Origin of the sequence: Paraplanobispora siamensis, assembly GCF_016863175.1 — a bacterium.
Lineage (GTDB): Bacteria > Actinomycetota > Actinomycetes > Streptosporangiales > Streptosporangiaceae > Planobispora > Planobispora siamensis.
Map to the genome: position 1 here is coordinate 1 of NZ_BOOJ01000022.1, position 22,057 is coordinate 22,057.

The 22,057-nt window shown below is 71.0% G+C and carries 24 protein-coding genes and 1 tRNA gene; 10 read left to right on the forward strand and 15 right to left on the reverse strand.

The window, feature by feature from the left end; genetic code table 11:
* Positions 1 to 342: 342 nt before the first annotated feature.
* Both Psi01_RS10855 and Psi01_RS10860 read right to left on the reverse strand, forming a co-directional pair.
* Positions 343 to 1,401 carry an ROK family protein gene (locus Psi01_RS10855; RefSeq protein WP_204063839.1) on the reverse strand — a complete coding sequence of 353 codons (1,059 nt, stop codon included), beginning with the start codon at positions 1,399 to 1,401 and terminating at the stop codon, positions 343 to 345.
* On the reverse strand, positions 1,402 to 2,562 hold the full coding sequence (locus tag Psi01_RS10860; RefSeq protein ID WP_239127465.1) for an FIST signal transduction protein: 1,161 nt from the start codon (positions 2,560 to 2,562) through the stop codon (positions 1,402 to 1,404).
* A gap of 233 nt (positions 2,563 to 2,795) precedes the next feature.
* Here Psi01_RS10860 and Psi01_RS10865 point away from each other — a divergent pair, with 233 nt between their 5' ends.
* Positions 2,796 to 4,193 (forward strand): sigma 54-interacting transcriptional regulator, encoded by a 1,398-nt coding sequence (locus Psi01_RS10865; protein ID WP_204063840.1) that lies wholly within the window; start codon positions 2,796 to 2,798, stop codon positions 4,191 to 4,193.
* 97 nt (positions 4,194 to 4,290) lie between these two features.
* The gene (locus tag Psi01_RS10870) at positions 4,291 to 6,258 is read left to right on the forward strand and encodes a vWA domain-containing protein (RefSeq protein ID WP_204063841.1); all 1,968 of its coding nucleotides are present in this window, start codon (positions 4,291 to 4,293) and stop codon (positions 6,256 to 6,258) included.
* A 93-nt stretch (positions 6,259 to 6,351) separates the two neighbouring features.
* On the opposite strand, the gene Psi01_RS10875 is transcribed toward Psi01_RS10870, so the two are convergent.
* The 3 genes from Psi01_RS10875 to Psi01_RS10885 all read right to left on the reverse strand — a co-directional run bounded on the left by Psi01_RS10875 (position 6,352) and on the right by Psi01_RS10885 (position 8,306).
* Entirely contained in the window at positions 6,352 to 6,744 is a 393-nt protein-coding gene (locus Psi01_RS10875; protein WP_204063842.1) for a DUF6292 family protein, read from the reverse strand.
* A gap of 80 nt (positions 6,745 to 6,824) precedes the next feature.
* Positions 6,825 to 7,439, reverse strand: a complete 615-nt coding sequence (locus Psi01_RS10880; protein WP_204063843.1) for a GNAT family N-acetyltransferase — start codon at positions 7,437 to 7,439, stop codon at positions 6,825 to 6,827.
* Between the two features lie 99 nt (positions 7,440 to 7,538).
* On the reverse strand, positions 7,539 to 8,306 hold the full coding sequence (locus Psi01_RS10885) for a GntR family transcriptional regulator (protein WP_204063844.1): 768 nt from the start codon (positions 8,304 to 8,306) through the stop codon (positions 7,539 to 7,541).
* A gap of 219 nt (positions 8,307 to 8,525) precedes the next feature.
* On the opposite strand from Psi01_RS10885, the gene Psi01_RS10890 reads away from it, so the two are divergent.
* On the forward strand, positions 8,526 to 8,783 hold the full coding sequence (locus Psi01_RS10890; protein WP_204063845.1) for a hypothetical protein: 258 nt from the start codon (positions 8,526 to 8,528) through the stop codon (positions 8,781 to 8,783).
* Between the two features lie 56 nt (positions 8,784 to 8,839).
* Here Psi01_RS10890 and Psi01_RS10895 read toward each other — a convergent pair whose 3' ends face one another.
* Positions 8,840 to 9,262 (reverse strand): DUF6292 family protein, encoded by a 423-nt coding sequence (locus Psi01_RS10895; protein WP_204063846.1) that lies wholly within the window; start codon positions 9,260 to 9,262, stop codon positions 8,840 to 8,842.
* Positions 9,263 to 9,545: 283 nt separating this feature from the next.
* On the opposite strand from Psi01_RS10895, the gene Psi01_RS44075 reads away from it, so the two are divergent.
* Genes Psi01_RS44075 through Psi01_RS10905 form a run of 3 tightly spaced genes read left to right on the forward strand, consistent with a single transcriptional unit; the run spans position 9,546 to position 10,461 of the window.
* Complete coding sequence (locus tag Psi01_RS44075; protein ID WP_275424516.1) at positions 9,546 to 9,668, forward strand: hypothetical protein; 123 nt, start codon at positions 9,546 to 9,548, stop codon at positions 9,666 to 9,668.
* Between the two features lie 51 nt (positions 9,669 to 9,719).
* Positions 9,720 to 10,025, forward strand: a complete 306-nt coding sequence (locus tag Psi01_RS10900; RefSeq protein ID WP_204063847.1) for a hypothetical protein — start codon at positions 9,720 to 9,722, stop codon at positions 10,023 to 10,025.
* 10 nt (positions 10,026 to 10,035) lie between these two features.
* Positions 10,036 to 10,461 carry a hypothetical protein gene (locus Psi01_RS10905; RefSeq protein WP_204063848.1) on the forward strand — a complete coding sequence of 142 codons (426 nt, stop codon included), beginning with the start codon at positions 10,036 to 10,038 and terminating at the stop codon, positions 10,459 to 10,461.
* A 128-nt stretch (positions 10,462 to 10,589) separates the two neighbouring features.
* On the opposite strand, the gene Psi01_RS10910 is transcribed toward Psi01_RS10905, so the two are convergent.
* Positions 10,590 to 11,729 carry a cystathionine gamma-synthase gene (locus tag Psi01_RS10910; protein WP_204063849.1) on the reverse strand — a complete coding sequence of 380 codons (1,140 nt, stop codon included), beginning with the start codon at positions 11,727 to 11,729 and terminating at the stop codon, positions 10,590 to 10,592.
* 122 nt (positions 11,730 to 11,851) lie between these two features.
* Positions 11,852 to 12,088, reverse strand: a complete 237-nt coding sequence (locus Psi01_RS10915; protein ID WP_204063850.1) for a hypothetical protein — start codon at positions 12,086 to 12,088, stop codon at positions 11,852 to 11,854.
* A gap of 138 nt (positions 12,089 to 12,226) precedes the next feature.
* Between Psi01_RS10915 and Psi01_RS10920 the strand changes: the two genes are divergently transcribed.
* On the forward strand, positions 12,227 to 13,390 hold the full coding sequence (locus Psi01_RS10920; RefSeq protein WP_204063851.1) for a sensor histidine kinase: 1,164 nt from the start codon (positions 12,227 to 12,229) through the stop codon (positions 13,388 to 13,390).
* A gap of 3 nt (positions 13,391 to 13,393) precedes the next feature.
* Here the strand turns inward: Psi01_RS10920 and Psi01_RS10925 are convergent, their stop codons facing one another.
* Positions 13,394 to 14,764: a cystathionine beta-synthase gene (locus Psi01_RS10925; protein ID WP_204063852.1), complete on the reverse strand. Its 1,371-nt coding sequence runs from the start codon at positions 14,762 to 14,764 to the stop codon at positions 13,394 to 13,396.
* A 171-nt stretch (positions 14,765 to 14,935) separates the two neighbouring features.
* Here Psi01_RS10925 and Psi01_RS10930 point away from each other — a divergent pair, with 171 nt between their 5' ends.
* From Psi01_RS10930 to Psi01_RS10940, 3 genes are all read left to right on the forward strand, one after another.
* A complete protein-coding gene (locus tag Psi01_RS10930; protein ID WP_239127467.1) occupies positions 14,936 to 15,910 on the forward strand; it encodes an SGNH/GDSL hydrolase family protein in 975 nt (324 codons plus the stop codon).
* 52 nt (positions 15,911 to 15,962) lie between these two features.
* A complete protein-coding gene (locus Psi01_RS10935) occupies positions 15,963 to 17,312 on the forward strand; it encodes an outer membrane protein assembly factor BamB family protein (RefSeq protein WP_204063853.1) in 1,350 nt (449 codons plus the stop codon).
* Between the two features lie 156 nt (positions 17,313 to 17,468).
* Complete coding sequence (locus Psi01_RS10940; RefSeq protein ID WP_204063854.1) at positions 17,469 to 18,689, forward strand: acetyl-CoA C-acetyltransferase; 1,221 nt, start codon at positions 17,469 to 17,471, stop codon at positions 18,687 to 18,689.
* A 3-nt stretch (positions 18,690 to 18,692) separates the two neighbouring features.
* Here the strand turns inward: Psi01_RS10940 and Psi01_RS10945 are convergent, their stop codons facing one another.
* From Psi01_RS10945 to Psi01_RS10970, 6 genes are all read right to left on the reverse strand, one after another.
* Positions 18,693 to 19,103, reverse strand: a complete 411-nt coding sequence (locus tag Psi01_RS10945; protein ID WP_204063855.1) for a PPOX class F420-dependent oxidoreductase — start codon at positions 19,101 to 19,103, stop codon at positions 18,693 to 18,695.
* Between the two features lie 77 nt (positions 19,104 to 19,180).
* Complete coding sequence (locus Psi01_RS10950; RefSeq protein ID WP_203873612.1) at positions 19,181 to 19,405, reverse strand: DUF4287 domain-containing protein; 225 nt, start codon at positions 19,403 to 19,405, stop codon at positions 19,181 to 19,183.
* A gap of 186 nt (positions 19,406 to 19,591) precedes the next feature.
* Complete coding sequence (locus tag Psi01_RS10955; RefSeq protein ID WP_204063856.1) at positions 19,592 to 20,380, reverse strand: Bax inhibitor-1/YccA family protein; 789 nt, start codon at positions 20,378 to 20,380, stop codon at positions 19,592 to 19,594.
* Between the two features lie 496 nt (positions 20,381 to 20,876).
* Positions 20,877 to 20,949: transfer RNA gene (locus Psi01_RS10960), tRNA-Leu, on the reverse strand.
* 44 nt (positions 20,950 to 20,993) lie between these two features.
* Positions 20,994 to 21,545, reverse strand: a complete 552-nt coding sequence (gene def, locus Psi01_RS10965) for a peptide deformylase (protein ID WP_204063857.1) — start codon at positions 21,543 to 21,545, stop codon at positions 20,994 to 20,996.
* Entirely contained in the window at positions 21,545 to 22,036 is a 492-nt protein-coding gene (locus Psi01_RS10970; RefSeq protein WP_204063858.1) for a glycine cleavage system transcriptional repressor, read from the reverse strand. The genes def and Psi01_RS10970 overlap by 1 nt, the downstream gene beginning before the upstream one ends.
* Positions 22,037 to 22,057: the final 21 nt, after the last annotated feature.

Sequence of the window (22,057 nt, forward strand, 5' to 3'; positions counted from 1 at the left end):
GCCCCGACTCCCGCGACTCGACGAATGCCGAACGCCCAGGGCCGCCCTCGAACATGACCCGCAGCTGATCAAGCCGGTCACCGCCTTCGGAACCCGGCTCGACCTGGGGGTTCACGGTAGGCGCAGCCCGGGTGGGCAACACCCGCTCCACCGCGGACGCGCTCCACGGGTGGGCGCCTACCACCCGAACCGATCACGAGCCCATGAACGCCCTGATCCAGCCGCCATGAGGCGCAGCCCGGGTGGGCAACACCCGTCCTGCCACGGACGCGCCCCACGGGTGGGCGAACCCGCCCGGCATGCGCCGCCGTACCCGCGCCCCCAGTGCGAGAACCCACCCCTTTACTCCCGGGGCGACCAGTAATGGTCGGCGGCGAGGATGAGGGCGGCGGCGCCGACGAGGCCGGCCTCCTGACCCAGGGAGGCGGGGACGACGCGGACGCGGCGGGCGAAGTCCATCCTGGCGTGCGCGCGGAGGGTCTCCTCCAGGGGATCGAACAGCAGGGGTCCGGCCTGGGACAGGCCGCCGCCGACGGTGACGACGTCGAGGTCGCACAGGTGGGTGGCCGAGGCGATGGCCAGGCCGAGCGCCCGCCCGGCCCTGTGCATCGCGCTCAGGGCGATCGGGTCCCCCGCCGCGGCGTCCAGGGCGAGCTGCCGCCCGTTGGCCGGAGCGGCCTCGACGTACGCCGGAGCGACGCCGGACGTACCGGCGAAGGCTCCGCTTCCAGGAGCGTCATCCCCCGCCTCGTCGGCCCCCTCCGCCCTACCGGACCTCTCCGCCCCACCGGATCCCACCCCGCCCGGGACCCACCCCTGTTCGACCGCCCACGCCGCCAGCCCGGGTCCGCGGGCGATCGCCTCAAGGCAGCCGCGGCCGCCGCAGCCGCAGGGCGGCCCGTCCGGGTCGACGATGATGTGCCCGATGTGCCCGGCGTTGCCGCTGCCGCCGTCGATCAAACGGCCGCCGAGGATCAGGCCGCCGCCCACCCCGGTGGACACGACCATGCCGAGCATGTTGGCGCTGCCGCGCCCGGCGCCTCGCCAGTGTTCGGCGGCGGCCAGGCAGACGGCGTCGTTGTGGATGCGGACCGGGACCCCGGGGAAGCGCCGGGCCAGCCGTTCCCTCAGCGGGAAGTCGCGCCAGCCCGGCATGTTCAGCGGGGAGACCGATCCCTCCGGCCAGCTCATCGGCCCGCCGCAGCCGATGCCGACCCCGGCGACCGGGGAGTCCCCCGCGACAGAGGTGATCAGCTCGTCGAGGGTTTTCCACAGGATGCGGGCGTCGCCACCGGGGGGCGTCGCGATCCGCCCCGCCGTCCGGACGACGCCGTCGGGGCCGACCACGGCGACGGCGAACTTGGTCCCGCCGATGTCGACGGCCAGTACGGGTCCGGGCATTCAACGATCATAGAGTCGCTCGGTGGAAGGCTGCGAGGAGAAGACCAGCAGGCACGCGGTGAACCCGTGCACGTGGTTCTGGTTCCCGACCGGCCCGATCTCCCCCGCCGCGAAGAACCCGGCCACCCCGATCGGGCCCAGCGTGTCGCTGACGGCCATCGTGTCGTGGTCGGCGGTGCCGAACATGGCGGAGCCCCGGCCGTTGCACGAGAACAGCAGCGCGCCGTCCACCCGGCCGAACTGCTCGCGATGGGCGTCGAGCAGCTCGTAGAGGTCCTCGTCGGCGGTGGCGGCGTCGCGGACCTGGAAGCGGACCGTACGGCCGATCTCGACGATGTCGCCGATGGCCACGCCCTCCCGGTCGGGGTCGATGCCGAGCACCCCGCGGATCAGGAAGTCGCCGTGCTCGTGGCGCTCGGCGTACTCGTTCATGGCCAGGCCGATCTGCAGCCCCGAGGCGACCAGGTCGCGGTCCTCCTCGTCCAGCGCGCTGACGATCTCCTCCAGCCGGGCGAGGGCGGGCTGCCCGGCGAGTTCGAGCAGCAGGTTGTCCTCGACCTCGGTGACGGTCATGGACGGCCCGATCGGGCGGCAGCCCTGGCTCACCACGGTGCTGACGTTGACCTCACCGCCCAGGAGCACGCCGACGGCGCCCTCGGTGTAGACCTTGCCGTCGGCGAACAGCCGTACCGCGTCCCTGCCCTGCAAGGCGTTGGCCAGCCCCCCGACCAGCGGCAGATCACCCAGGACCTCTCCCGAGCGCTCGACGAAGCCGTCGGTCGGGAAGGTGTAGGGGTCGGCCAGCAGGATGGCCACCCGGTCGTCGGGGTTGCGCTCGGGCAGGCCGACGACGACGAACTGGTCGTCGGCCCGCAGGCTGTCCAGCGCGAAGGTGTTCAGCCGGGCCCCGTCGAGGGTGGCGGCCCAGGCGCTCACCGACGGGACCACCTCGATCCCCTGCCCGTCACCGATCACGCCGGTGGAGCTGCAGCCGATCACCGCGGCACCGGGGACCATGCTCATCGCGCGCATCCCCGCCCGGGAGACCGCGTCGGGGTCGTCACCGCAGACGAAGAAACAGATCAGATCCGGTGACCCGCTCAGCCCGCTCAGGGCCTGGCCGACCGCGGACTCCGCCGCCGCGACCAGGTCGGAGCCCACGGCGAGACCATCGGCGAAACGACTTGTCAACAACGCCACCCGCCTCGCCTCCCCTCTTGTCCGAAGCCTTACATCCCAATGTCTTCCCTGAATGCCGAAGCTTTTCCCTGAGCGATTCTCCCCACTGCGAGGGTCCGCACGCATGCTGATGTTCACGCGATGGTCAAGATCCGAAACCGGGATGAGTGTGATGAGGCTGCCGGTTTCGCCTCAGGCAACGTAGTCTCGATCCCGTGCCTCAGATTCCAGAGCCACGGACTCTGCGCGAGCTTCGCGCGAGCGGCCATATCCACCGTACGGTCAAGGCCGAGATCCGCGAGAACCTCCTCGCCCTCCTACGGGAGGGCAGACCGAGGTTCCCCGGCATCGTGGGTTTCGACGACACCGTCCTGCCCCAGTTGGAGCGGGCCCTGCTCGCCGGTCACGACCTGGTCCTGCTGGGCGAGCGCGGCCAGGGCAAGACCCGGCTCATCCGCACCGTGACCGCCCTGCTCGACGAGTGGACCCCGGTCGTGGACGGCTGCGAGATCAACGACCATCCCTACGCCCCCGCCTGCGTACGCTGCCGCCGGCTGGCCGCCTCCGCCGGCGACGACCTGCCGGTCTCCTGGAAGCACCGCGACGACCGCTACGGCGAGAAGCTCGCCACCCCCGACACCTCCGTCGGCGACCTGATCGGCGACATCGACCCCGTCCGGATCGCCGAGGGGCGCACGCTCGGCGACCCCGAGACCGTCCACTACGGCCTGGTCCCCCGCAGCAACCGGGGGGTCTTCTCGGTCAACGAGCTGCCCGACCTGGCCGAGCGGATCCAGGTGGCGCTGCTCAACGTGCTGGAGGAGCGCGACATCCAGGTCCGCGGCTACAACCTCCGGCTGCCGCTGGACATCCTGCTGATCGCCAGCGCCAACCCCGAGGACTACACCAACCGGGGCCGGATCATCACGCCGCTGAAGGACCGCTTCGGCGCCGAGATCCGCACCCACTACCCGCTCACCGTCGAGGCCGAGCTCACGCTCATCCGCCAGGAGGCCGCGCTCGACCACGTGGGCGCCGACCTGCCCGACCACCTGGTCGAGGTGATCGCCCGCTTCACCCGGCTGGTGCGCGAGTCCACGGCGGTGGACTCCCGCTCCGGGGTCTCGGCCCGCTTCTCCATCGCCGCGGCCGAGACGGTCGCCGCCTCCGCCCTGCGGCGGGCGGCGCTGACCGGCGAGGAGCACGCGGTGGCCCGGGTGGCCGACCTGCCGGGCATCGCGCACACGCTGCGCGGCAAGGTGGAGTTCGAGGTCAGCGAGGAGGGCCGGGAGACCGAGGTCCTCGCGCACCTGCTGCGCCGGGCCGTGGCCGAGACCTTCCGCGCCACGCTCGGCGGCATGGACCTGTCGGCACTGCTGGACAGGTTCTCCGAGGGCGTCCAGGTCGAGTCCGGTCCGCTGGTGCCCGCCTCGGAGCTGCTGCACCGGATCGGCCCGGTGAACGGCCTGGCGAAGATCATGTCGCGTCTCGGGATCGACGAGGAGTCCCCGGGGCACGCGGCCGCCGCGCTGGAGTTCGCCCTGGAGGGTCTGTACCTGCTGCGCCGCCTGTCCAAGGACGAGGTGGACGGCTCGGCGGTCTACCGCACCTGAACGGACGCGGACGTACGGCACGGCCTCCGGAACGCGGCAGGCAGTGCCGGCCTCGGAGACGTGGCCGACGGTGTGAGTTGTGGAAAGGCGGGACGGCATGAGCTATCGCTACGGCGAGTACCGGGACGGGCCCGACCCGCTCGCCCCGCCGTACGACGTCCGCTCGGCCCTCGACAGGATGGGCGACTCCATCCTGTCGGGGTCCAACCCGGGGCACGCCCTGCGCGACCTGCTCAAGCAGGGCCTGCCCGGCGCGGGTGACCGGCGCGGGCTGGACGACCTGCTGCGTGAGATACGGCGCCGCCGCCGTGAGCTGCGCGAGCGGGGCCGGCTGGACGGGACGCTGGAGCGCGCCCGGGCGCTGCTGGACAAGGCGATCGGCCAGGAGCGGGCGGAGCTGGAGGGCGAGCCGGGCGGCCCGCGCCCGACCGACGACGACACGCTGATCCGCCTGGCGGAGCTGGAGAGCGTGCCGGACGACCCGGCCAGCGCGATCCAGGCGCTGAGCGACTACCGGTGGCGCTCCGAGGCCGCGCGGCGGACCTTCGAGGAGCTGCGCGACCTGCTGCGCCGGGAGGTGCTCGACAGCCAGTTCCGCGGCATGAAGCAGGCGCTGTCCGACTCCGACCCGGCCGCGATGGAGCGGGTCCGGGAGATGATGTCGGACCTGAACGACATGCTCGAACGGGACGCCCGCGGTGAGCACACCCAGGATGATTTCGACCACTTCATGTCGAAATATGGGGACATGTTCCCGGAATCGCCGCGGAACCTGGAGGAGCTGGTCGACCAGCTCGCCCGCCGGGCCGCCGCGACCCAGCGCCTGCTGGCCTCGCTCACCCCGAGCCAGCGGGAGGAGCTCGCGGCCCTGATCAGCCAGACGCTGGAGCAGGCCGGACTGGCCGAGCAGATGCGCCGCCTGGGCGAGTCCCTCCAGGCCCGCCGTCCCGACCTGGCCTGGAACACCCCCGAGCGGCTGACCGGCGACGACCCGATGGGGATGGGCGACGCGGTGACCGCCCTGGACGAGCTGGCCGACCTGACCCAGCTGGAGGCCGCGCTCCGCCAGGACTACCCCGGCGCCAACCTCGACGACATCGACGAGGCGGCGATCCGGCGCGCACTCGGCCGCTCGGCCGTCGACGACATGGAGGCGCTCAAGCAGATCGAGCGCGAGCTGGAGCAGCAGGGCTACCTGCGCCGCCACCGGGGCAAGCTGGAGCTCACCCCCAAGGCCGTGCGCCGCCTGGGCGAGACCGCCCTGCGCCGCGTGTTCGCCTCCCTGGACGCCGGCCGCCGCGGCGACCACGACCAGACGGACGCGGGGTCGGCCGGGGAGTTCACCGGCTCCACCCGGCCCTGGCGCTTCGGCGACGAGCAGCCGATCGACGTGGTCCGCACGGTGGTCAACGGAGTACGGCGCGGCGCGAGCCGTACCGGCACCGTGAGCCTGTCGGTGGACGACTTCGAGGTGGCCGAGACCGAGCGGCGCACGGCCGCGGCGGTGTGCCTGCTGGTGGACCTGTCCTACTCGATGGCCCTGCGCGGCACCTGGGCGGCGGCCAAGCAGACCGCCATGGCGCTGCAGGCCCTGGTCAGCTCCAAGTTCCCGCAGGACTCGGTGCAGATCGTCGGCTTCTCCAACTACGCCCGCGTCCTGCAGCCCGACGAGCTGGCCGGTCTGGAGTGGGACATGGTCCAGGGCACGAACCTGCACCACGCCCTGCTGATCGCCGGCCGCCACCTGGACCGCCACCCCGACTTCGAGCCGGTCGTGCTGGTCGTCACCGACGGCGAGCCCACCTCGCACCTGCGCCGCAACGGCTCCTACGCCTTCGAGTGGCCGCCCACCGCCGAGACCCTGGAGCTGACCCTCGCCGAAGTGGACAAGATGACCCGCCGCAGGGCGACGCTCAACGTGTTCATGCTCGCCGAGGACGAGCGGCTGAAGGACTTCGTCGACGAGGTCGCCCGCCGCAACGGCGGCCGGGTCTTCTCCCCCAGCGCCGACCGTCTGGGGGAGTACGTCGTCAGCGACTTCCTGCGCACCCGTCGCGCCCGATAGGCCACCCGCCGGGCCGGTGGGCCGCCCACCGCGCCCGGCAGGCCACGGCGGCCCGACAGGTCACGGCGGCACGGCAGGTCACGGCATGGCAGGTCACACGGCGGCGAGAGCGCCCGCGTACGCGGCCAGGCGCGCGTCGAAGCCGTCGTGGAGGTCGCGGAAGGAACGGTAGGCCGGACGCCCGCGCCGCGTCCCCGTCAGCAGGCCCGGCACCAGCCGGGGCTCGGGGAGGACGCCGCCGCCCAGATAGCGGACGTCGTCGAGCACCGTGCGCTCGCCCTTGCGTCCGGCCACGAACCGGCCGCGCCGCCAGCCGCTCTCCTCGTCCCACACCATCGCGTCCCCGCCGGTCAGCAGGATCGTCGCGTCGCGCGGATCGAACGGGTCGTCCCACCAGTCGGCGACGGTCTCACCCAGGGCCTCGGCGACCCGCCGGACGTACGGCACCGGCAGCGCCAGCCACTGTGCGGAGTACGGCTCGATCATGGCGGGGGTCCCTTCTCGGATGGAAAGCAGAAAAAGGGACGACGCTGTCCTGGAGATTCTTTAGCCGTACCGGCAGATCTCTAAACCATCTTCCGCCAGAGCTCGGCGGGGTCGAAAGGCCCGCCCTCACCGCCGGGGATCCCCCGCTGCATCAGCACCGTGGAGGGGTACTCCGGAAACCCGAGATCACGCAGGACGTCGTCCGGGATCACCCCCGCCCGCGTGAAGCCCTGCCGGGAGTAGTAGGCCTCCAGCCCGTCGTTCCCCCGCCAGATGTCCACCCGCAGGAACTCCGCCCCCGACCTCCTGCCGCACTCGGACGCCCAGTCCAGGATCCGGGCCCCGACCTTCCGCCCCCGCCACGCGGCACCGACGATCATCCGCTGGAGATAGAGGGCCGGCGCGGAGGCCACGGCCGTACCGGTGCCGGAACGCCGGAGAGTGGGCTCCCAGAACCCGCCGCGGTCCTCGCCGAAGAAGGTGACGGTCGCGCCCGTCACCCCGCCCTCGCAGAACATCCAGGTGCCGCCCCGGGCGATGGCGGCGTCGATGCGCGCGTTCTGCTCGGCCTCGCTCGGCCAGGGCTTCTCCCACTGGCCGATCCCCTCGACCGCCAGCCACTCCGACGCCTCCCGCCGGAGAGCGACCACCACCTCCCGGTCGGCCGGGACCGCCCGGCGGATGTCCGGGTTCACGTGAGGTCTCCGGTGTTCCGGCCGGGACGGTGGACGGCGGGGGTCATGGACTGCCTTCTTTCCGGTTCTTTCGCATCGTCTGGTTCGTTCACGCGTGGTTCATGGGAGGTCGTCGACCTCGTAGGCGAGCCGGGTGCTCGCGCCGTCGTAGACGGTCACCGTCAGCCGGATCGGCCGCTCGGCCGAGCGGGCGACCCGGTTCAGCACCAGCACGGGCGCCTCGCTGCCCAGGAAGTCGGCCTCCTCCCGGGTGGGCATCCGGCACTCGACCTCGTCGCGGTAGGCGATCTGGGCGTGGCCGTGCCGCCGCAGCTCCTCGATCGTGCCGTGCTCGACGTTCTCCGGTGAGATGAGCTTCGTCCCCTGGGCGATCTCCATCGGGTAGAAGGACTCCTGCAGCGACCACGGACGCCCGTCGAGCATCCGCTGCACGCTCCTCACGACGACCGCCGCCCCCGGTTCGAGCTTCAGCCCGGCCGCCACCTCGGGGGACGCGACGCGGATGGCCGTCTGCAGGTTGCGCTGCTCGGCCTGCCGGCCGGCCACCCGCACCGCCGCCACGAACGCGTCCGTGCCCTCCCCCGGCCGCACCCCCTCCTCCCTGGAGGCCAGGACGATGAAGGTGCGCTGCTCCCTGACGAAGGAGCCGCGTCCCTGCCGCTTGTCGATCAGACCCTCGTTCTGCAGGGACGCCAGAGCCTGCCGGATGGTGTTGCGGGAGACCTTCCTGCCCTCCGGGTCCAGGTGGCTGTAGTCCTCCTCCAGCGTCGGCTCGGACGGCAGGAACGTGCCCGCCGGATACTCGCCCGCCAGGATCTTCGTCCGGAGGTCGTCGGCGACCTGTTGGTACAGCGGCTCCGTTGCCACTCCAGTCCCCTCCCCTTCGAGGGTTGCTTCCGGGTGATGGTCCTGTCTCCCGTTCCCCTACCCCTCATAGGAGAGGTTAGACCTAGCCTACTCATTGGTATGAGTGAGATGAGCATCACGACGGGCGTCAGAAGATCCAGGCCGACGGAGTCCCCTTCCGACCTCCTGTCCCAGGCAGTCGCCATAACTCCAGAGAGGCAGGAAAGAGGGGAGCAGACCGTGTGGGAACTACTCATCGCCGCCACACTGATCCTGATGGGCGTCACAGCGGGCGTCTTCGTGGTCGTCGTCATCGGCATCCGCATCGAGGACACCAGGGGATCCACCACGGGCCACGCGCCCGGCAGGATGACCGCCGGAGTACGGCGGGTGCTGGGCCTGCACGTCGACCACACCGGATGCCTGTACGTCAGCAATCCGGAGCACGCCTGCCCGAGGTGCCGCCGCGCCTTCTATCCGCCTCGGATGATGCGGTGATCCCGGACGATGCGGTGAGCCCGGACGGCCCGGCGAGGGCGCGGCCTCGGCGGGGCTCAGGCGTCGGCGTAGGCCACGTAACCGTTGAGCGCGAGGTCGAAGCCGTCGCGGTAGTGGCGGTAGGAGCGGTAGCAGGGGCGCCAGGCCGTACTGCCGCCGACTCCGGCCCTGGCCTCGCGGACGGCGTCGGGGACCCGGTCGGGACGCAGCAGCAGCCCGCCGCAGAGGTAGCGCGCCTCGGCCAGGACGGTGCAGGCGCCGGGGTCACCGGAGACGAAACGCCCGTGGCGCCAGCCGCTCTCCTCATCCCACACCAGCGCCTCGCCGCCGGTCAGGCGGATGGTGCCGGCCCGCGGGTCGCACGGCCCCGCCCACCAGTCCTCGACCTCGGCGCCCAGCGCCTCCACGACGCGGCGCAGATAGAAGACGGGCTGGTGGCGCCACTCGGCGGTGTACGGCTCGACATGCTTCACAGCCACAACGGGCACTCCTTTGTGCCTTCGCGCACGATCTCGGATCAGGTGCCCGCCCGGCACGGCCGCGGTCCGATCGCCGACGGCCCCCTCACACGGGAACGAGCACTCAGTGATCCTACTCACACCACCCGGATGCTCAGGCACAAACGGGAAGATCCGCTCCGGCGCGTCACAGGGGCCCGTTTGTTCGCTGAAATGTAATCCCCCGGTGACAACATATTCCGCCCGCCCTCCGTCTTTCTTATCAAGAACCTTCCCCGCCGGCGAGCCGAAGGGAGTGAGTCGGATGATCGCGGTGATTCTCATCGTGTTGATGGTCGTCACCGTTGTGGGTTTCGAGCTGCTCCTCGGCTCGTACCCCCGGGCCGGTCAGGACGTCCCCGAGCAGGAGCGATCCGGCCTGTCTTGAAACGCGGCGATATCCGGGGAAGGGTTGAACAAGCCTTCCCCGGAGGAGCGCATGTGGATCGCGGCCGTGATAACAGCCGGAATCGTGCTCATCGTTTTTCTCGTCGTCCTCGTGCTTGTCGTGATCAGTATTCACGTCGAGGACAACCGCGCCTCGATCACGGGCCGCGCCCCGGGCTTCACGACGGCGGGCGCCCGGCGCCTGCTCGGAGTGAAGGTCGATCACAGCACCTGCCGCAGAAGACCCCGGGACGCGTGCCCGCTCTGCCTTCACCTCATGCGGCAGACGGAGCAGCCGGACACTCCCGACCCGCGCGGGTTCCCGAAGGCACAGCCGGACGAGATCATCGGGGACTAATCTCAGGCGCATGACAGACCTGCTGCTCTGGCTGCACATCGGCTTTGCGATCTTCGCCCTGGGACCGGTCACCGCCGCGACCGTGTCCACCCCGCGGTTCATCCGCGCCCAGAACGTCGACGTCCTGCGCTATCTGCACAGGACGACGCGTGCCTACGCCATCGCCGGCGTCGGCGTCTTCCTGTTCGGCGCGCTCCTCGGCCGGGAGTATCTCGGCAGGCCGTACCTGTCGGTCTCCATGACCCTCTTCATCGTCGCCGCCGTGCTCCTGTTCATCGTGGAACGCGACCAGCGCACCGCCATCCGGGTCCTCTCCAACGAGAACCCGGACGACGACGCCAAGGTCCAGACCGGCCGCATCGCCATGCTCTCCGGACTGATCTCCCTGATCTGGCTGGTCATCCTCGTGCTGATGGTCTGGGGCGACCCCGTTTAACCGCGTTTTCCGCCGTCACGGCCCCCCGCGAGGGGGCGCCGGGGAACCAGCCGAGGAACGCCCGCAGCCCCGTGACGGGGGCGGGAGCCGGACCAAGCCGCCTCCGAACCGCGACGCGCCAGCGTCGCCTAAGACAAAGCCTGGGTGAGGTCCGCCAGGAGGTCGTCGATCGACTCGATGCCGACCGACAGGCGGACCAGGTCGCCGGGGACCTCCAGGGGCGAGCCGGCGGCCGAGGCGTGGGTCATGCGCCCGGGGTGCTCGATCAGCGACTCCACGCCGCCGAGCGACTCGCCCAGCGTGAAGAGCTTGGCCCGGTTGCAGATCTCGACCGCCTGGGCCTCACCGCCCGCGACCCGGAAGGAGACCATGCCGCCGAAGCGCCTCATCTGCTTGGCCGCGATCTCGTGACCCGGGTGCTCGGGCATGCCCGGGTAGAGCACCGAGATCACCTTGGGGTGGGCGAGCAGGAGGTCGACCACCCGCTCGGCGTTGTCGCAGTGGCGCTCCATCCGCACCGCCAGCGTCTTGAGGCCGCGCAGCGTCAGCCACGCGTCGAACGGGCCGGCCACCGCGCCCATCGCGTTCTGGTGGAAGGCGAGCTGCTCGCCCAGCTCCGGGTCCGCCGCGACGAGCGCGCCGCCGACCACGTCGGAGTGGCCGCCCACGTACTTCGTGGTGGAGTGGACCACGATGTCGGCGCCCAGCGCCAGCGGCTGCTGGAGGTACGGCGAGGCGAAGGTGTTGTCCACCACCAGCAGGGCCCCGCAGTCGTGGGCGAGCTCGGCCAGGGCCGCGATGTCGGAGACGCCGAGCAGCGGGTTGGTGGGCGTCTCCACCCAGATGATCTTCGTCTTCGGCGTGATGGCGGCGCCCACCGCGTTCATGTTGTCCAGCGCCACGGGGTCGTAGTGCAGCCCCCAGCGCTCGTGCACCTTGGCGAACAGCCGGTAGGTGCCGCCGTAGGCGTCGTTCGGGATGATCACGTGGTCGCCCGGCTTGCAGACCGTGCGCAGCACGGTGTCCTCGGCCGCCAGACCCGAGGCGAAGGCCAGGCCCCGGGCGCCGCCCTCGACGGCGGCCATGGCCTCCTCCAGGGCGGTCCTGGTCGGGTTGGCCGACCGGCTGTACTCGTAACCGGAACGCAGCCCGCCCACGCCGTCCTGCTTGTATGTGGACACCGCGTAGATCGGGGGCACGACGGCCCCGGTGTGGGGGTCGGCCTCCTGACCGGCGTGGATGGCCAGGGTCTCGAATCCTTCAGTCATACGGCCAACGCTACTCCGCCCCGCGCCCCGTGGAGGTGGGGCGCCCCGCGGCACGGCCCCGGACCGCGGCGCCCGCCGCATCCCCCGCCGCATCCCCCGCCGCATGCATCCCCGTCCCGGCGTCAGGCGGCCTGCGAGCGGCGCTGCCCGCCGTGGTCCGGCCGCAGCGGCACCACGTCGGCCTCCGCGGCCTCCGCGGCGCCGTTCCCGGCCGGTACCCGCGGGACCCGGATGTGGCGGCCGCTGCCGCCCCGGGCGTCCTCCCCGTTGATGCGCGACAGCAGAACCGGGTCGGCGAGCGTCAGAGACACCACGACGACGAGCCCGACGGCCAGGAGCACGATCCCGATGACAGTCATTTCCCTCTCCCCTTCGACGTGTCCAGCATCGCTCCCGGGGCCCTCGCCGTACCTCCGCTGAACGACCGGTTCGGAACCGGACGACTCAGCCGATCGGCTGATATACCGCCTCAACCGTGGGGATTAGGCTCAACTGCCGTGGGGGAAACGAACCGGCTCGTCTACTGGATCCAGCGGCTCAGCGAGATCGCTCTGATCGGCTGGCTCGGACTGCTGTTCCTGCTGGACGTGGCGGTGACCGTCTCGCTCAACTCGGCGGGCGCGCAGTTCCTGGCCCTGATCCCCGGAGGTTACGGGATCTACGCGGTGCTGCGCCGCCGCCGCAGCCGCGTCCGGCCCTTCGTGATCACGCTGGCGCTGTCGTTCACGGCCACCGTCGCCATCGGGATGACCGGCGGCGGCGTCCCCGGATTCGCCGAGACGGGAGCCCTGCTCATCCTGACCATCGGCGGCCTGCGCTGGATCGAGCCGATCAGGAACGCCGCGCTGTTCTCCCTGGTCTCGATGTTCGTCCTGGAGTCGGCCGCCGCCCGGATCGGTGAGAGCGAGGGCGCCCTCGCCGCCAGCTTCCTCGTCTTCATCGGCTGGTCCGTCGCCGCCGGCATCGGCGCCTACCTCCGCTTCCAGCTGGAGCGCCGCAAGGAGGCCGTCGACTCGGTACGGCGCACCGAGCGCCTGGAGCTGGCCAGGGAGCTGCACGACCTCGTCGCCCACCACATCACCGGGATCGTGGTCCAGGCCCAGGCCGCCCGGGTCGTCGCCGAGCAGAAGCCCGAGGCCGTCCTGCCCGCGCTCGACGCGATCGCCGGCGCCGGGGCCGACGCCCTGACCTCGATGCGCCGCCTGGTGAGCGTCCTGCGGGCCGAGGACGAGGCGGCGCGCTCCCCGGGCACGCGCCTGTCGGACATGCGCCTGCTCGTGGAGCGCTTCTCGGCCGGCGGCCCGCAGGTGGCCTTCGACGTCGGCCAGGGCATCACCGACGACACCCTGGACCCGGAGGTGCTGACCACCCTGCACCGCGTCCTGCAGGAGTCCCTGACGAACGTGCGCCGCCACGCCCCGGGCACCGGCTGGGTGGAGGCCGACCTCCACCTGCTGGAGGGCAGCGTACGGCTGCGCGTGCGCAACTACGGCTCGGCCTCCGACTCCAGGATCTCCAGCCTCGGCGGCGGCTTCGGGCTGGTCGGCATGGCCGAGCGCGTCCAGGCGCTCGGCGGCCGCCTCATCGCCGGTCCCACCCCCGAGGGGGCGTGGGAGGTCTTCGCCGAACTGCCCGTCAAGGACGGCCGCCCCGCCTCCTGAGCGTCAGTGGTTCGCCAGGAAGGCCAGCAGGTCCTGGCGGGTGAGCAGGCCGACGGGCTTGCCGTCGTCGAGGACCACCGCGGCGTCGGCCTTCTCCAGGGCCTCCACCGCGTTGGCGATGGGCTCGCCCGCGCCGATCATGGGAAGCGGCTGGGACATGTGGTCGGACAGCGGGTCCTGCGGGCGCACCCGGCCCCGGTAGAGGGCGTCGAGCAGGTCGCGTTCCACGATCGAGCCGACCACCTCGGCCGCCATGACCGGCGGCTCCTCCTTCATCACCGGCAGCTGCGAGACGCCGTACTCGCGCATGATCGAGATGGCCGTGTCCACCGACTCGTGCGGGTGGGTGTGCACGAACTCCGGCAGGCCCGAGCCCTTGCGGCTCAGCACGTCCTTGACCAGGCCCTCCTCGGAGGAGGTGGTCAGGAAGCCGTAGTCGGCCATCCACTCGTCGTTGAAGATCTTCGACAGGTAGCCGCGGCCGCCGTCGGGCAGCAGCACCACGACCACGTCGTCCGGCCCGGCCTTCTGAGCCACGCGCAGGGCGGCGACCGTGGCCATGCCGCAGGAGCCGCCCACCAGCAGCGCCTCCTCGCGGGCCAGCCGCCGGGTCATGCCGAAGGAGTCCTTGTCGGAGACCGCGATGATCTCGTCGCAGATCGTGGTGTCGTAGGTGGCCGGCCAGATGTCCTCGCCGACGCCCTCGACCAGGTACGGCCGGCCGCTCCCGCCGGAGTAGACCGAGCCCTCCGGGTCGGCGCCGATGACCTTCACCCGGCCGTCGGAGACCTCCTTGAGATAGCGGCCGGCGCCGCTGATCGTGCCGCCGGTGCCGACGCCCGCGACGAAGTGGGTGATCCGCCCCTCGGTCTGCTCCCAGATCTCCGGACCGGTGGAGTAATAGTGACTCTCCGGGTTATTGGGATTGGAATACTGGTCGGGCTTCCAGGCGTTCGGCGTCTCCCTGGCCAGCCGGTCGGAGACCGAATAGTAGGAGTTCGGATGGTCGGGGGAGACGGCGGTGGGGCAGACCACGACCTCGGCGCCGTAGGCCCGCAGTACCGCGATCTTGTCCTGGGCGACCTTGTCCGGTACGACGAACAGGCACTTGTACCCGCGCTGCTGGGCCACGATGGCCAGCCCGACGCCGGTGTTGCCGGAGGTCGGCTCCACGATCGTGCCGCCCGGGCGCAGCTCGCCCGACTTCTCCGCCGCGTCGATCATCCGGACCGCGATGCGGTCCTTCACCGAGCCGCCGGGGTTGAAGTACTCGACCTTGGCGAGCACCTGGGCGGGGGTTCCCGCCGTCACCTTGCGCAGTCTGACGAGCGGGGTGTTGCCCATCAGATCCACGAGCGAGTCATATACGCGCATCGCGACGATCACCTCGAATTACCAAAGCTGGGTCAGCTTGTCGTGTGCGAAGCCACGGTCTCCCGAAGGTCGCCGGGACGCGGCTGGTTCTGTATAACAAACGCTACCGCCGAGCCGCAGTGACGAAGATGATCCGGTCGATCCCTGACGAACCGAGAAAGGTGACACGACGTGATCTGGACACCCGGGGTGGCCCGGACCGCGCGGCGCATCGCGGCCGCCGCGGCCCTGGGGGGCGGCGGGATAACCATGCTCGGTGTGGCGACCTACGGGCTCCTGTACGCCGAGGGCATGATGGCCCGCCGGACGATCGGGCGCCCGCACGGCATGGAGGGGCCGCCCTCCGACGGTGTCTACGGCGACTTCGAGGGCGAGCCGATCGGGCTGGCCATGCTCGGTGACTCGACCTCCGTGGGACTGGGCATGACCGACCCCGCCGACACCCCGGGCGTGCTCATCGCGTGCGGCCTGGCCGCCGTGGCCGAGCGTCCGGTGCGGCTCACCGTGGCCGGCGTGTCGGGGGCGTCCTCGGCCGAGCTCGGCGACCAGGTGGACAAGGCGCTCAGGGCCCGGCCGGACGTCGCGGTCGTCTTCGTCGGCAGCAACGACATCACCACCCAGACTCCCCCGGCGCAGGCCGTACGACACCTGCAGAAGGCCGTGCGGCGGTTGCGGGAGGGCGGGGCGGAGGTGGTCGTGGGCACCTGCCCGGACCTCGGCTCGGTCCGGCCGATCGCGCAGCCGCTGCGCTGGGTGACCCGCCGCTGGAGCCGGCAGCTGGCCGCCGCGCAGACCGTCGGGGTCATCGAGGCGGGCGGGCGGACGGTGGCGTTCGCGGACCTGCTGGGGCCCGAATTCGAGACGAACCCGGGCGAGATGTTCGGACCCGACCGTTACCACCCATCTCGCCAAGGTTACCTACAGGCCGCTTACGCGGTGCTACCGTCTGTTTGCATCGCGTTGGAGTTGTGGCCCCAGCAGCAGCCCGTGCGCGGTGAATCGATCTACATTGCGGCGGCCAGAGCCGCGGAGGAGCCCGGCGCCGAGGTGTCCGCGACCCGCGTCGCCGGTCGAGCAACGGGGCCCCACGGACGGTGGGTGACGCTGCTCCGCCGGCGGACCGGGGCGCTGCCTCACGACGTCTGAGTTCGACCACACTCCGCGGTGACGCCGTCACGCCTCGCCTCATTGGAGTGCAATGCCTGCGATCCGGCCCCACGCGAAACCGGCCCTGGTGCTCGCCGGAGCCCTGGCCATGGCCGGCTGCTCCGGCAGCGAAGCGGCCACCCAGGAGTACCCCACCTGGCACAACACCGACGTGAGCACGGTCAGCCGCACCGTCACCGGGGGCGGCGTCGCCATGGCGACGTCCATGAAGCCCGACGGGACGCTGGAAGCCGTGGCCCTCGACCTCGACTCCGGCAAGAAGCTGTGGGCCGCCCCCACGACCATGGTCGGCCGCCTGCCCGGGATGGGGGTGCCCGCCCCGGCGATCGTCGAGACCGGCGGGGGCCGGGCCGTCGCGGCCTCCGTCGACCCGTTCCGCAAGGGCCGCTGGCACGGCAGGCTCGTCGCCAGGGACGCCAGGACCGGCGCCCGCAAGTGGACCCGCCCGGTCCACTCCACCTTCGGGCCGCAGCAGTGCGGCGCGTTCGTCTGCATGTCCGAGCACACCGCGCTCTCGGCCGCCCGCGTCGTCGTGCTCGACCCGGCCACCGGAGAGGTCCGGTGGAAGATCCCGGGCATCGCGGAGGTGCAGTGGTCCGACGCCTCGCGCGTGGTGTTCCTGCGGCTGGCCCGCAACCCCGTCCTGGAGGCCTACGAGCTGAAGACCGGCAAGGTCGTCTGGCAGCAGCGGGTCGAGCGCGCCCTCGGCGCCGGGGTGGACATGTCGGGCGGCTGGGCCTTCGGCGCCACCGGCGAGGACCTCGTCGGCTACGTCGCGCCGTACACCAACCCCAGGACGAAGAAGGTCTCCGCCTTCGGGATGTTCTCCCTCAAGCTCTCCGACGGCACCGTCAACTGGATGCGCCCCTCGGTGGTGCGCGTCTATCCCAGCGGCAGCCCCGGCTACGCCCCGGTGGTCCGCCCGGTGGACCAGCAGGGCCGCTACGGCGGGTTCGCCCGCCTCGACCCCGGGACCGGCCGCGTCATCGGCCAGATCCCCGCGGGCCAGGTACCGGTCTCCGGATGGTGGCTGGCCTTCCCCTCGCGGATGGAGAAGATCGGTTTCCTGCGGCACAGCGGCTCCGGGACCACCTTCGACCTGGTCACCGGCCGGGAGCTGCCGATCGAGGAGGAGCGGGGCTGGTCCTTCTGCGTCACCGACCCCAAGCCGCTCGCGCTCAGGGGGCAGAGTCCCGGCTTCTACTCGGTGGCCTCGCTGTGCGAGTTCGACCTCGCCAAGGGCAAGCGGCTGCCCGGCTCGGCCACCCCGCCCGGGTGGTTCACCGGCAGCCACGGCGGCTGGCGGATCTGGCGCGACGAGAAGGGCGGGCTGCACGGCGTCAACGACGCCACCATCACCTCCCCCGGCATGTACGGCTAGCGGAGGGCCTCACTTGTGCCACGGTCCCGCCGTACGGTGGGACCTTTTGGCATTCCGTAACAAAGTTCTGTTTCTTCCACCCCCGGGTCGTGGCTTCGGACCTACCGCGCGGTAATCTCCGCAAAGGAGCGATTACCGAAGATCACAGGAGACCACATGCCCGAGGCAGTCATCGTCGCGACCGCGCGCTCGCCCATCGGACGCGCCTTCAAGGGGTCGCTCAAGGACATCCGTCCGGACGACCTGACCGTACAGATGATCAAGGCCGCGCTGGCCAAGGTCCCCCAGCTCGACCCCGCCACCATCGACGACCTGATGCTGGGCTGCGGCCTGCCGGGTGGCGAGCAGGGCTTCAACATGGCGCGCGTGGTGTCCACCCTCCTCGGCCTGGACGGCGTGCCGGGCACCACCGTCACCCGTTACTGCTCGTCCTCGCTGCAGACCACCCGGATGGCCTTCCACGCCATCAAGGCCGGCGAGGGCGACGTCTTCGTCTCGGCGGGCGTGGAGTGCGTCTCGCGCTTCGTCAAGGGCAACTCCGACGCCCTGCCCGAGACGCAGAACCCGCTCTTCGACACCGCGCACGCCCGCTCCAAGCAGGCGGCCGAGGGCGGCGCCGCCGCCTGGCACGACCCCCGCGAGGACGGCGAGCTGCCCGACGTCTACATCGCGATGGGCCAGACCGCGGAGAACCTGGCCGGGATCAAGGGCGTCTCCCGCCAGGAGCAGGACGAGTTCGGCGTCCGCTCCCAGAACCTCGCCGAGAAGGCCATCGCCAACGGCTTCTGGGAGAAGGACATCACCCCGGTGACCCTGCCGGACGGCACCGTGGTCAGCAAGGACGACGGCCCCCGCGCCGGCACCACCTACGAGGCGGTATCCCAGCTCAAGCCGGTCTTCCGCCCCGACGGCACGGTCACCGCGGGCAACTGCTGTCCGCTGAACGACGGCGCCGCCGCGGTCATCGTGATGAGCGACACCAAGGCCGCCGAGCTGGGCATCACCCCGCTGGCCCGGATCGTCTCCACCGGCGTCACCGGCCTGTCCCCCGAGATCATGGGCCTGGGCCCGGTCGAGGCCAGCAAGCAGGCCCTGGCCCGGGCGGGCATGTCCATCGGCGACGTGGACCTCGTCGAGATCAACGAGGCCTTCGCCGCCCAGGTCATCCCGTCCTACAAGGACCTGGGCATCGACCTCGACCGGCTGAACGTCAACGGCGGCGCCATCGCGGTGGGCCACCCGTTCGGCATGACCGGCGCCCGGATCACCTCCACGCTGATCAACAGCCTCCGGTTCCACGACAAGTCGATCGGCCTGGAGACCATGTGCGTGGGCGGCGGTCAGGGCATGGCCATGGTCCTGGAGCGCCTGAGCTAGCCGTCAGCCGTGGACGTCGGGACCGGCCCGGGTGATGTCGAAGCGCACGATCACCCGCCGGTCCCGCTCCATGGCGGCCCGGTAGTCGTCCCAGTCGGGGTGCTCGCCGGAGATGTCGCGGTAGTAGTTCACCAGGAGGTCCATCGCCTCCGGAAGCGAGACGATCTCCGCCGTCCCCTCGATCTGGATCCAGCCGCCGAAGAAGGCGTCCGTGGTCACGCAGAGGGCCACCCGGGAGTCCCTGCGCAGGTTGCGGACCTTCGCCGCGGTCTCCCTGGTGCTGATGATCGCCCGCCCCTCGGCGTCGAGACCCACGGTCACCGGGGAGAGCTGGGGCCGCCCGTCGGCGTGCCAGGTCAGCATGACCGCTCGGTGGTTGTCGCGAATGAAGGCGCGCGCCTTGTCGAGATCCATGATCCCATCATCTCCGGACATACGAAGGCCCGCACCCCCGGATGGCGGCGCGGGCTCTCGACGGAGAGGGGGGGTGTCTAGAAGTGGTGGCGGCGGCGCCGCTCGTGCTCGTGCACGATAGCGGCGGCGTAGCCGTGGGTCAGCCCGTGCTCATCCGCGAGCCAGTTGGCGCGCTCGTCGCAGCGGAGGAACGACGGACCGTTGTCGATGGCTTGAAACCACTCTGGGAGGGCGCGTCCCGTGATGTCCGGGACCCTTGCGATCAGCTTGCTATGCGTCTCCGGTGAGTGGTTCAACGACATGGGCACCTCCACGGATAGGCTCCTTTGCTCGACAGTGCATCACGAACTCGCAGATAGCAAGACCCGACAGTCATGTTCTGGTGACACTTCGTCGATCTTCAGTTGCTTTTCGTCCACCGTCGTCCCGGCTCTTTCCAAGAAAAAACCCCGCCGGGCCAGGCCCGGCGGGGTGCTTTCTCCTGACGATCAGTCGTCGCCCGAGAAGTAGCTCAGCAGGCGCAGGATCTCCAGGTAGATCCAGACCAGGGTCACGGTCAGGCCGAAGGCCATGAGCCAGGAGTACTTCGCCGGCGCGCCGGCCTTCACGCCCCGCTCGACCTCGTCGAAGTCCAGGAGCAGGAAGAAGCAGCCGAGCAGGATCGCGGCGATGCTGACCAGGTAGCCGATCGGGCCGGCCTCACGCAGGCCGAAACCGCCCGGGATGAAGAAGCTCGCGACGAGGTTGACGAGCAGCGCGGCCATCAGGCCGAGTGCCGCCGCGACCACGAACTTGGTGAACTTCGGCGTCACCCGGACGATCCGCAGGGAGTAGACCGTCAGCATCGCGCCGAAGGCGAGAGCCGTACCGAGCACTGCCTGGATGACGATGCCCGGGTAGTAGCTCTCCATGATGTGGCTGATCACGCCGACGGCGACGCCGTAGGCGACCGAGTAGCCCAGGATGAGCACCGGGTTCGCGCTCTGCTTGAAGCTGATGACCAGGGCCAGGACCAGGCCGACGAGCATGCCGGCGATCGCCGCGCCCCAGCCGAGGTTGAGCGTCCAGGCCGCGGCGGCCGAGACCACCAGCGTGCCCAGGGTGATGAAGCCACGCACGACCACGTCGTCGATCGTCATGGTCCGCTGCGCGGGCGGTGCGTACGACGGAGCGTCGTACATCCCCTGCAGCTGCTCGGGGCTCGGGGTCGGCTGTCCCCAGGGCTGCTGCCCCTTGGCCGGGGACACTCTGCTGAATACGGGGTTCTTACTTTCCATCGCTGCCTCCACGCTGCGACCTACGCGATCAGGGTATTAGATCGGTCGTCGTACGGCCGTATCGTGCTCATATCTATATTTTTGTACGCGGGGCTTCCGGGACGGCTGCCGCCGTCCCTTCCAACGCGCGGCCCGTGCCGCTAGTTCCCGCCTTTCCCGCTGATCTCATCTCGTCCCGCATCACGACGCTCCCGACCCTGAACGGGGCAGCAGATGGGGCGCGTGCTTCCACCTGCCTGACAGAACGGTAGACCGCCCGGCGGAGTTCCTCCACCACAGCGACCGCTTCACCCGATTCGTGGCGAAGATCCGGTAAAGGACCGTCACAGTTGGATAACCACCGTTTCCCGCACCCCGTCTATCCCGGAACGGACCCGCGTCCGTCCCCGGAGAGCCGGGGACCTCCGGGGGGCGGCTCCGCGCGGCCGGTCCGGGGAAGCCGATCCGCGTTCACATCACCGCTGGTCGGAGCCGGTTTCCGATGGAGAGACATGAGTGCCCCCGGCGGGACTCGAACCCGCACTACGACCCTTTTAAGGGGTATGCCTCTGCCATTGGGCTACGGGGGCGCCGCAATCATACGTAACGGAACACTCGTGCGTAACTAGTCATGTCACCTGTCGCAGCGTTCTCGAGCCCCATGGTGGACAGATCGGGTGCCGGTGACGTGGTCCAGGAAGAGTACGCCGTCGAGGTGGTCGAGCTGGTGCTGGATGCAGCGGGCCTCGAAGGCGTCGGCGTGGACGGTGACGGGGGCGCCGCTGCCGGGGTGCTCCCCGCGGACGGTGATCCGGGTCGCGCGGGAGACGTCGCCGGTGATGCCGGGGACGGACAGACAGCCCTCCCTGGCCCGCTCCCAGCGGGAGGCCGACACCAGGCGGGGGTTGGCCATCACGAACTCCCCCGCGCACGAGCGGGTCCGGGGGTGCCGGGAGACGTCGACGGACAGCAGCCGCCAGCCCAGCCCGATCTGGGGGGCGGCCAGGCCCATGCAGTGGCCGGACCGGCGCATGGTGGCGAGCAGGTCGGCCGCGGCGGCGACGACGCCGGGGTCGACGGGGTCGACGGGGAGCGCCCGGGTGGTGAGCACGGGGTGCGGGGCGCCGATCAGCTGGCGGGAGACGCCGCTGGCCAGCACGCCGAGCAGCTGGGCCGTACCGAACATCAGAGCACCTCCGCCTCGGCGGGGCGGAAGGTGATCTCGCAGCCGAGCCCGGCGCCTGCGGCGGCCAGGCGGCGCATCGCCTCGGCCACGTCCGCCTCCGGGGGCAGCCGCACGTCGGCGATCATGACGTACAGCGCCCCGCACAGGCGGGTGGTCATGCCGGTGATGACGCCGCCGGCGGCGGTCAGCACCCCGCTGACGGCCGAGACGATGCCGGGCCGGTCGGGGCCGTGCGCGGTGAGGACGTAGCCGAGACCCGACTGCTCGCACCCGTGTCCGCGACCGGCCTCGGCCGCGGTGACGGTCATGCCGGGGAAGGCCGAGGCGGGCGGGACCCGCCCGGAGACCAGCAGCATCATCGCGACGTGCCCGCCCAGGAGCGTCATCGCCGAGTCCTCGATGTTCGCCCCGTAACGGGTGAACACCGACGTCACCTCGGCGACCACCCCCGGTCTGGCGGCTCCCAGCACGGTGATCGCGGACAAGCCCATCCCCCGGCCCCCTTCCGGCTC

Coding starts and splice junctions, on each gene's coding strand:
- Psi01_RS10855 (WP_204063839.1), bottom strand. CDS start 1,401: ATGCCCGGACCCGTACTGGCCGTCGACATCGGCGGGACCAAGTTCGCC.
- Psi01_RS10870 (WP_204063841.1), top strand. CDS start 4,291: ATGAGCTATCGCTACGGCGAGTACCGGGACGGGCCCGACCCGCTCGCC.
- Psi01_RS10875 (WP_204063842.1), bottom strand. CDS start 6,744: ATGATCGAGCCGTACTCCGCACAGTGGCTGGCGCTGCCGGTGCCGTAC.
- Psi01_RS44075 (WP_275424516.1), top strand. CDS start 9,546: ATGATCGCGGTGATTCTCATCGTGTTGATGGTCGTCACCGTTGTGGGT.
- Psi01_RS10900 (WP_204063847.1), top strand. CDS start 9,720: ATGTGGATCGCGGCCGTGATAACAGCCGGAATCGTGCTCATCGTTTTT.
- Psi01_RS10905 (WP_204063848.1), top strand. CDS start 10,036: ATGACAGACCTGCTGCTCTGGCTGCACATCGGCTTTGCGATCTTCGCC.
- Psi01_RS10910 (WP_204063849.1), bottom strand. CDS start 11,729: ATGACTGAAGGATTCGAGACCCTGGCCATCCACGCCGGTCAGGAGGCC.
- Psi01_RS10915 (WP_204063850.1), bottom strand. CDS start 12,088: ATGACTGTCATCGGGATCGTGCTCCTGGCCGTCGGGCTCGTCGTCGTG.
- Psi01_RS10925 (WP_204063852.1), bottom strand. CDS start 14,764: ATGCGCGTATATGACTCGCTCGTGGATCTGATGGGCAACACCCCGCTC.
- Psi01_RS10935 (WP_204063853.1), top strand. CDS start 15,963: ATGCCTGCGATCCGGCCCCACGCGAAACCGGCCCTGGTGCTCGCCGGA.
- Psi01_RS10940 (WP_204063854.1), top strand. CDS start 17,469: ATGCCCGAGGCAGTCATCGTCGCGACCGCGCGCTCGCCCATCGGACGC.
- Psi01_RS10945 (WP_204063855.1), bottom strand. CDS start 19,103: ATGGATCTCGACAAGGCGCGCGCCTTCATTCGCGACAACCACCGAGCG.
- Psi01_RS10950 (WP_203873612.1), bottom strand. CDS start 19,405: ATGTCGTTGAACCACTCACCGGAGACGCATAGCAAGCTGATCGCAAGG.
- Psi01_RS10955 (WP_204063856.1), bottom strand. CDS start 20,380: ATGGAAAGTAAGAACCCCGTATTCAGCAGAGTGTCCCCGGCCAAGGGG.
- def (WP_204063857.1), bottom strand. CDS start 21,545: ATGTTCGGTACGGCCCAGCTGCTCGGCGTGCTGGCCAGCGGCGTCTCC.
- Psi01_RS10970 (WP_204063858.1), bottom strand. CDS start 22,036: ATGGGCTTGTCCGCGATCACCGTGCTGGGAGCCGCCAGACCGGGGGTG.